This is a genomic window from Bartonella sp. CL25QHWL, from assembly GCF_042195335.1.
Taxonomy (GTDB): domain Bacteria; phylum Pseudomonadota; class Alphaproteobacteria; order Rhizobiales; family Rhizobiaceae; genus Bartonella.
The window spans coordinates 114162-121681 of record NZ_JBHIOE010000008.1; the positions used below are offsets into that span (position 1 = coordinate 114162).

At 38.5% G+C, this 7520-nt stretch carries 7 protein-coding genes; all 7 read right to left on the reverse strand.

Annotated features, from left to right (window positions below):
* Nucleotides 1-26: 26 nt before the first annotated feature.
* Nucleotides 27-1283, reverse strand: coding sequence for a glutamate-5-semialdehyde dehydrogenase (locus tag ACFILY_RS06165; protein WP_375637587.1), 1257 nt, complete (start codon nt 1281-1283; stop codon nt 27-29).
* Between the two features lie 45 nt (nt 1284-1328).
* Nucleotides 1329-2468, reverse strand: coding sequence for a glutamate 5-kinase (gene proB, locus ACFILY_RS06170; protein ID WP_375631102.1), 1140 nt, complete (start codon nt 2466-2468; stop codon nt 1329-1331).
* Between the two features lies 1 nt (nt 2469).
* Entirely contained in the window at nt 2470-3495 is a 1026-nt protein-coding gene (gene obgE / locus ACFILY_RS06175) for a GTPase ObgE (protein ID WP_375637586.1), read from the reverse strand.
* Nucleotides 3496-3668: 173 nt separating this feature from the next.
* Entirely contained in the window at nt 3669-4397 is a 729-nt protein-coding gene (locus tag ACFILY_RS06180) for an RlmE family RNA methyltransferase (protein ID WP_273790641.1), read from the reverse strand.
* Nucleotides 4398-4426: 29 nt separating this feature from the next.
* Nucleotides 4427-5737 carry a Ppx/GppA phosphatase family protein gene (locus tag ACFILY_RS06185; RefSeq protein ID WP_273790642.1) on the reverse strand — a complete coding sequence of 437 codons (1311 nt, stop codon included), beginning with the start codon at nt 5735-5737 and terminating at the stop codon, nt 4427-4429.
* Between the two features lie 905 nt (nt 5738-6642).
* Nucleotides 6643-7248: an invasion associated locus B family protein gene (locus ACFILY_RS06190; protein ID WP_273790643.1), complete on the reverse strand. Its 606-nt coding sequence runs from the start codon at nt 7246-7248 to the stop codon at nt 6643-6645.
* Nucleotides 7245-7520, reverse strand: a 276-nt coding sequence (locus ACFILY_RS06195; RefSeq protein WP_375631103.1) for a YadA-like family protein, incomplete at its 5' end; no start/stop codon positions are given. The genes ACFILY_RS06190 and ACFILY_RS06195, both read right to left, overlap by 4 nt.

Consider the following 7520-nt stretch of genomic DNA (forward strand, 5'->3'; position numbering starts at 1 on the left):
ATTTTTCCATGGAAAAAATGGTGTTCTCAAGCTCTAACCTGACCATTTCCTTTAACGTGATATTGAAATGATGTTAGCTGTCCAACACCTATGGGACCACGTGCATGCATTTTTCCTGTTGCGATACCAATTTCCATTCCAAAACCAAATTCACCTCCATCAGCAAATTGTGTAGATGCATTGTGTAATAAAATAGCTGAATCTAAATGATTAAAAAAATTCTTCACCACTTCCAAATCCTCAGCAATAATCGATTCCGTATGTCCTGATGAATAACGCTTGATATGAGAAATGGCTCCCTCAACACCCTCAACCGTTTTAACAGAAAGAATAGAATCAAGATATTCATGCGACCAATCTTCTTCAGAAGCTAATTTGACATCTGGCATAAGAAAAACAATATCTTCTGTGGCACGAATTTCACACCCCTTTTCCTGTAAAGCAGTTAAAACAGGAAGAAATTTTTTTAATGCTTGGCCGTCAATGAGAACTGTCTCAACAGCACCGCATATCCCTGTTCGCCGCAGCTTTGCATTTAAAACAATATTGCGTGCCATATCTAAATCTGCCGATTTATCAATATAAATATGACAAAGTCCCTCCAAATGAGCAAAAATTGGAACACGTGCATCAGACTGAACGCGGGCAACAAGGCTCTTTCCACCACGTGGTACGATCACATCAATCGCTCCATCCAATCCTTTGAGCATTTCCCCAACGGCAGCACGATCTGTCGTTCCAACCATTTGGATAGCATCTTTGGGTAAACCAGAGCGCTCTAAACCTTGTACCAAAGCTAAATGAAGAGCATGAGAAGAATGAAAGCTATCCGAACCACCGCGCAAAATCGCAGCATTACCTGCTTTTAAGCACAAAGAACTCGCATCAACTGTAACATTGGGACGACTTTCATAAATAATGCCAATCACACCAAGAGGTGTTCGTACACGACTTATATGAAGCCCATTTGGACGCGTCCATTCATCCATCACTTGTCCAACAGGATCAGATAAACGAGCAACTTGGCGAACACTGTCTATCATTGCACGTAAACGCAAATCATCTAATTTTAGCCGATCAATCATTGCAGCTTTCAAATTATTCTGAGCAGCATTCTCTAAATCTTGACAATTCGCCCGTAAAATTTCATCTGACTGAGCCTCTAGACTTAAAGCGATCATTTCTAATGCATTGTTCTTTTGCTCAGAAGAAGCAACAGCTAACGCTGCAGCGGCATAGCGTGCTTTTTGTCCCATATCTTTCATTTGTTCTTCTAAAGTCATCGTAACATCCACTCTGCCAAAACAATAAAAACAAAAGTAACTTTTTTAAACAGTATTGGTCAAGCAACGTACAATCATATCATTACGATGCACCATAGCAGAGCGCGCCTCATACCCAAGAATAGCTTCGATTTCTTCACTTTTATGTCCTATAATGCGTACAGCCTCATCTTTGTCATAGCTTACAAGTCCACGCGCAATCTCAACTCCATCTGTACCAACAATTGCAACCGTATCCCCACGCTGGAAATTTCCCTCAACGCCAATAACCCCTGCAGCTAATAATGATTTTCCTGATTCAAGAGCCCTAATGGCTCCTTGATCAATCGTCAAAACACCAGATGGATCTAAATGACCAGAAATCCATGTTTTCCAAGCATTGACAGATTTCTTACTTGCCGCAAAAAAACTCTTGCGTTCACCTTTGTCAATTGCAGCAAGAGGATTCATACGCTTGCCTGAGGTGATAATCATCGCCGTTCCAGCAGCATTAGCTATTTTTCCGGCTTCAAGCTTAGTCTTCATTCCTCCCCGTGAAAACTCTGAAGCAGCAACATCTGCCATTTTTTCGATATCATGCGTAATGGATGCAACAAAAGGTATAAATTCAGCCGTAGGATCACTATGGGGAGACTTTGTATAAAGACCATCAATATCGGATAAAAGTATTAAAAGATCTGCCCGCACCATTGTTGCCACACGTGCAGCTAAACGATCATTATCACCATAACGAATTTCAGTTGTTGCAACAGTATCATTCTCATTAATAACAGGCACAGCTCCCAAATATAAAAGCGTCTCAATCGTTGCACGTGCATTGAGATAACGCCTTCGCTCCTCCGTATCAAATAAAGTGAGCAAAATTTGGCCTGTTTTGAGCCCATGTTGAGCAAGCGCATCACCATAGGTTTTTGCTAACTCAATTTGCCCCAAAGCAGCACATGCCTGACTTTCTTCCAATTTCAAAGCCCCCTTAGGAAGCTGTAGCAATGTCCTTCCTAAAGCAATAGCACCTGAAGACACCAATAATATCTCTACGCCTCCTTTGTGTAATTCAACAACATCATTGATCAAGCTTTTAAGCCATTCAACCCGTAAACCTGCCTGAGGATCAACCAAAAGGGCAGATCCAATCTTGACCACAATACGTTTATAGTGTGTAAGTTTTTGCGATCCAACAGCCATCTCAATCAACCTTGCTATCCCCACTGATCTCCTCTTTGCGTGACATTTCAATAATATGTGCACCAGCACGCAGCACATTTTCTAAACCTTCGCGGCTAACCGCAGAAAACATCATAACTGGTTGATCCGCTGCTCTTTGTAAAGCTTCCCGTTTAGCTTCACGCTCTTCAATTGTCAGAGTATCTATCTGGCTTAAAGCAACAATTTCAGTTTTATCACTTAGATTATTTCCATATGCCTCAAGTTCATGACGCACAATTTGATATGCTTTTGCTACATCTTCTTCTTGAGAAGAAATTAGATGAAGCAGTACGCGACAACGTTCCACATGTCCTAAAAAACGATCTCCAATTCCCACACCTTCATGCGCTCCTTCAATTAATCCTGGAATATCAGCCAAAACAAATTCACGACTATCAATACGTACAACACCAAGATGAGGATGTAGAGTGGTAAAAGGATAATCTGCAACTTTTGGTTTTGCAGCCGTTACAGAAGCTAAAAAAGTTGATTTTCCAGCATTTGGTAAACCAACAAGCCCCGCATCAGCAATTAACTTCAAACGAAGCCATATTGCACGCTCTTCTCCAGCCAAACCTGGATTTGCACGACGCGGTGCCCGATTTGTCGATGTTGTAAAGTGAAGATTGCCAAAACCGCCATTCCCTCCTTTTGCAAGGCGATAGCGCTGTCCCACTTCCGTTAAATCACATATTAACGTTGTATTATCTTCTTCAAAAATTTGCGTCCCAACCGGAACTTTAAGGATGACATCATTACCCTTCTCACCCGTCATATTACGCCCCTTGCCATGCCCCCCTGTTTTTGCTTTAAAATGCTGTTGGTAGCGATAATCAATCAGCGTGTTAAGCCCATCAACAACAAGAGCCCAAACATCACCACCCCGTCCTCCATTCCCCCCATCAGGTCCCCCAAATTCTATGAATTTTTCACGACGAAATGATACTGCTCCAGAACCTCCATTACCAGAACGAATATAAACTTTAGCTTGATCAAGAAATTTCATTGGAAACACTCACTGAGGAATCAATCTCTTTACCTCTATAGGCAATACATTAGTTTTACCAGTTTTTCATCATTGATAACAGAAAAACTGTCACTATCGCCGATAACTCTTTGAGAAAAAAATCATCACATCTAAATAGGTTAAGTAAAGTTAAGTCTTCTTAAAAGAAGGCGCTATTCTTGTATTTTTGTTTTTCCCTTAAATTCAAGTGCTAGAAGATAAAGCTCTACTGATTCTGATCGGCTTGCGGGTGGTTTAACATGATAGACTTTTTTAAAATGCTGTTTTAGTATCGTAAGAAGAGTGTTTTCTGCTCCTCCTTGAAAAGCCTTTGCTAAAAAATGTCCCCCAGGCTTAAGAACCGAAAGAGCAAAATCAGCCGCAACTTCACATAAATAAATCGTTCTTAAATGATCCGTCTGACGATGACCTGTTGTTGGCGCTGCCATATCAGAAAGAACCACATCCGGTTTTGTCCCTAAAGTTTCAATTAATTTCTGCGGTGCATCTGTATGCAAAAAATCCATTTCCAACATGGCAACTCTAGGTAATGGATCAACATGTAAATAATCAATACCAACAACGCTAGGATCCTCATCACTTGACCCTACTATACGCTCAGCCACCTGACACCAGCCCCCAGGTGCTGCTCCTAGATCAATAACCTTTTGACCTTTTTTCAAAAACCTATAGCGCTCATTAATTTCAATGAGTTTATAAGCCGCACGCGAACGATACCCATCTACTTTTGATTGATGGACATAAGGATCGTTCAGATGCCTCTCTAACCATCGTCGTGATGAAGCTTTAATGGTTCCTGCTTTCTTTTTTACGCGCTGATATAATTCATGTGACCCTGAACCTCCATAGCCACCTCTCGGTGTTTTTGTTGTTTTTTTCATCGTTATTCATTGTCTCCATATTTAATTCTCTAGCGCTTGAAATCTCTGCTCTTTCTACGACGACACCATACCCCATCGCGTAACATTAGCTCTATCAAAATTCCTTCCCTTAATCCACGATCAGCAACTCTTAAACGCTGACTTGGCCAAACTTCCCGAATAACATCTAAAATTGCACAACCAGCTAAAACTAAATCTGCTCTCTCGCGCCCAATAAAAGGACTTATGACACGTTTTTCTATATCCCATGATAATAGACGTTGTGTCATAAGTGTAATGTCTGCATCCTTCATCCAAATGCCATCCACTTTTTTCCTATCATAACGCTCTAAATTAAGATACATTCCTGCTAAAGTCGTAACTGTACCGGAGGTTCCCAAAAGATGAAACTTCGAACCTTGTGCTAACTCTCCTAATTTATGACGATCTGAAAAATTATTTAATAACCCTCGCACATAGCTTTTCATTTTTTCAAAATCGTCTAAGCTAATATCATTCCCTCCAAAACGTTCAGCAAGCGTAACAACACCAACAGGAAGAGAAGTCCAAGCGATAATTTGTCTAGCTAAACGAAAAGAACGCTTTTGAGAAACATCAAGTAGCACAATTTCTGATGACCCTCCTCCAATATCAAAAAGCACAATTGCGTCAGTATTTGGTTCAACAAGTGTACTACACCCTGTAACAGCAAAACGCGCTTCTGTTCGCCGATCAACAATTTCCAATTCAAGACCTGTCTCCTCCAAAACACGCTGAATAAAATGTCTACCATTTTCTGCAGAACGACAAGCTTCCGTTGCAATCAAGCGATAACGCTTAATATGCCTTTGTTTTAGCTTTAAATGACAAATCTTTAATGCCTCAATCGCACGATCCATAGCTTGTGTATTAAGAAAACCGTTATTTATTAAACCTTCTCCCAATCGTACAATACGAGAAAAAGCATCAACAACACGAAAATATCCAGGTTTACTGGGAGATGCGATAAGAAGACGACAATTATTTGTTCCGAGATCAAGTGCCGCATAAAGAGGTGGAGATTTTACTGAATGGAACCGTCGAAGAAAAGGTGCTTTGAGTTTTTTTGTTTTTTGAGCACCTATCATTATCTGATTATGAAACTCAAAAGCTGCCTCAGATTGAACAAAAACCTGTTTCTGTTCATAATGTTTTTTTCTCTGTTGTCTCTTTATATCAACAAGGACAGAGTATGCCTCTGTTCGTGACAATGCAGAAAGATTATTTGTATTACTACTGCACTGATCATACAACTGATCTGCTTTGGTATCGTATATTTCTCCTCGCTTTAACTCTTTTGAACCATAATTTAACGGGGTCATGTCCCTTATCCCTTGAGCGTTCCCCCAATAAATAAACGCGAAAACTCTTCTGCTCATTCCTAAATAAAGCAATAATGCAGCATCAAATGATATATACAAGAAATCATTCTTTCTTTTTCTATCATTAAAATTTTCTACACTAACATCATTCAGATTTTTGTATAATCTTTCGGTTGTTTCCGTGAAATCATGCATCTCTTTATGAACTTAAAACTATAAATTAATCGTTTACGTTCACATCAATTTTTATAAATTATGCTCTTTTCTTTATACCATTTACACGGAGCACACCTCTATTGTAACAAACCTACACTATCATACTATTTGCTGACTTTTAAGGTTACAACAACCTATACATTAGTACGGTTTATAAGAAAAAAAATTTTTTCGTTATCCACACACAAACCACGTTTGTTATATGCAATGAAATGGCTTTGATTATACTGGAATAAAAGTTCCGTAGTACTACAAAATGCAATTACAATAGCTGTTATTTCGTGAATACCAATAAAAACTATCGTTCAAAAAAACTCTAGAATTATAAAATTTATCTGAAAAATATTAATGCTTAATCAGACCGCATTAAAAATCCATTTGAAGCTTAAAAAAAGAATTTAGTCTACTCATTATTGTAAGGAAGAAATCGAGTATTTCTAATCTTTTTTACTTTTAATAACTAACGAAATCACTCTTTAAGCATTATAGGAAATACTAATTTGATTTTCTATTACATATAAAGAACTTACTGTGACTTTATATTCATAAAACTCTCACTCTTTCCAATAAATCACCTCGATATCATATTATATAAAACTTCTTACTTATCTGACCTTATAATTTACACTCAAAAATATAATACAAAAATTTATGGAAAAATGACTCTTGTTAAAAATACTCGATGGATTCTAAGGACGGAAAGAATTAAGTGCCGCATTTAACCCTTTAAATGGTACAGTAAAAGAAAATACCTTACCTTCTTTAGTTTTATAGGAAATACGTACCTTATTGTTCTGCTCTATTTGTTTAGTCAAAACCGGCCCTACAGGTGATTGTGCCAAACAAACCGTTTCATTACATTGCGTATAATTAATAAGAACAGGTTTTTTAACATCTTTTACAAACATTTGAATCGGAACATTTATATCAGAATTTGGCAATGTTCGAAAAAGCATCACTGCTTGACCACTTGTCGTAGAAACAAGAGACCAACTAAAAATGGTATTTCCTTCTTGATCATGAACCGTCTGTGTCACATTACATATACCTTGCTTATGTTTAAGCTTTTGTTTTTCGTCACAAATCAAAGTCCAATCATAAAATTGCATAATAATTCGACGTGTTTCGCCAGGTTCTCCCTTAGGTATCGATAAGTGCGGTGGATGCACCGTATAAATATTATTATTCTCGTTGGCAAAGCTTTCGCTCTTGCCTATTAAGGCAAGAGCAAACAGCAGAACCTTTACTAACATACTTCTCGTTTTTACAATAACAGCCATTTTTTCTATTATCATCTCAACCTCAGAGTAATTCCAGCGCCTATTCCCCAATGACCTCCAGCACTTGTCACAGATACATTCGAGCGAATATTTCCATCTTCAGATGTATAACCAGCACCAAGAGCAAGTGCAGATTGACTGCGCCATAAACCACTCCCAAATGAAACACTTAAAGATCCTGGTATATCATAGTAACGTAAGTTGGACACCGCTAGACCAATAGCAGCAGCTTGTCTTGCTTCTTTCCGAACATCCTGAATAGCATAATTCAACGTCTCAAATTTCAT

Excerpts from the sequence above, each read along its gene's own strand:
- ACFILY_RS06165 (WP_375637587.1), bottom strand. The coding sequence starts at position 1,283 with ATGACTTTAGAAGAACAAATGAAAGATATGGGACAAAAAGCACGCTAT.
- proB (WP_375631102.1), bottom strand. The coding sequence starts at position 2,468 with ATGGCTGTTGGATCGCAAAAACTTACACACTATAAACGTATTGTGGTC.
- obgE (WP_375637586.1), bottom strand. The coding sequence starts at position 3,495 with ATGAAATTTCTTGATCAAGCTAAAGTTTATATTCGTTCTGGTAATGGA.
- ACFILY_RS06180 (WP_273790641.1), bottom strand. The coding sequence starts at position 4,397 with ATGAAAAAAACAACAAAAACACCGAGAGGTGGCTATGGAGGTTCAGGG.
- ACFILY_RS06185 (WP_273790642.1), bottom strand. The coding sequence starts at position 5,737 with ATGACCCCGTTAAATTATGGTTCAAAAGAGTTAAAGCGAGGAGAAATA.
- ACFILY_RS06190 (WP_273790643.1), bottom strand. The coding sequence starts at position 7,248 with ATGATAATAGAAAAAATGGCTGTTATTGTAAAAACGAGAAGTATGTTA.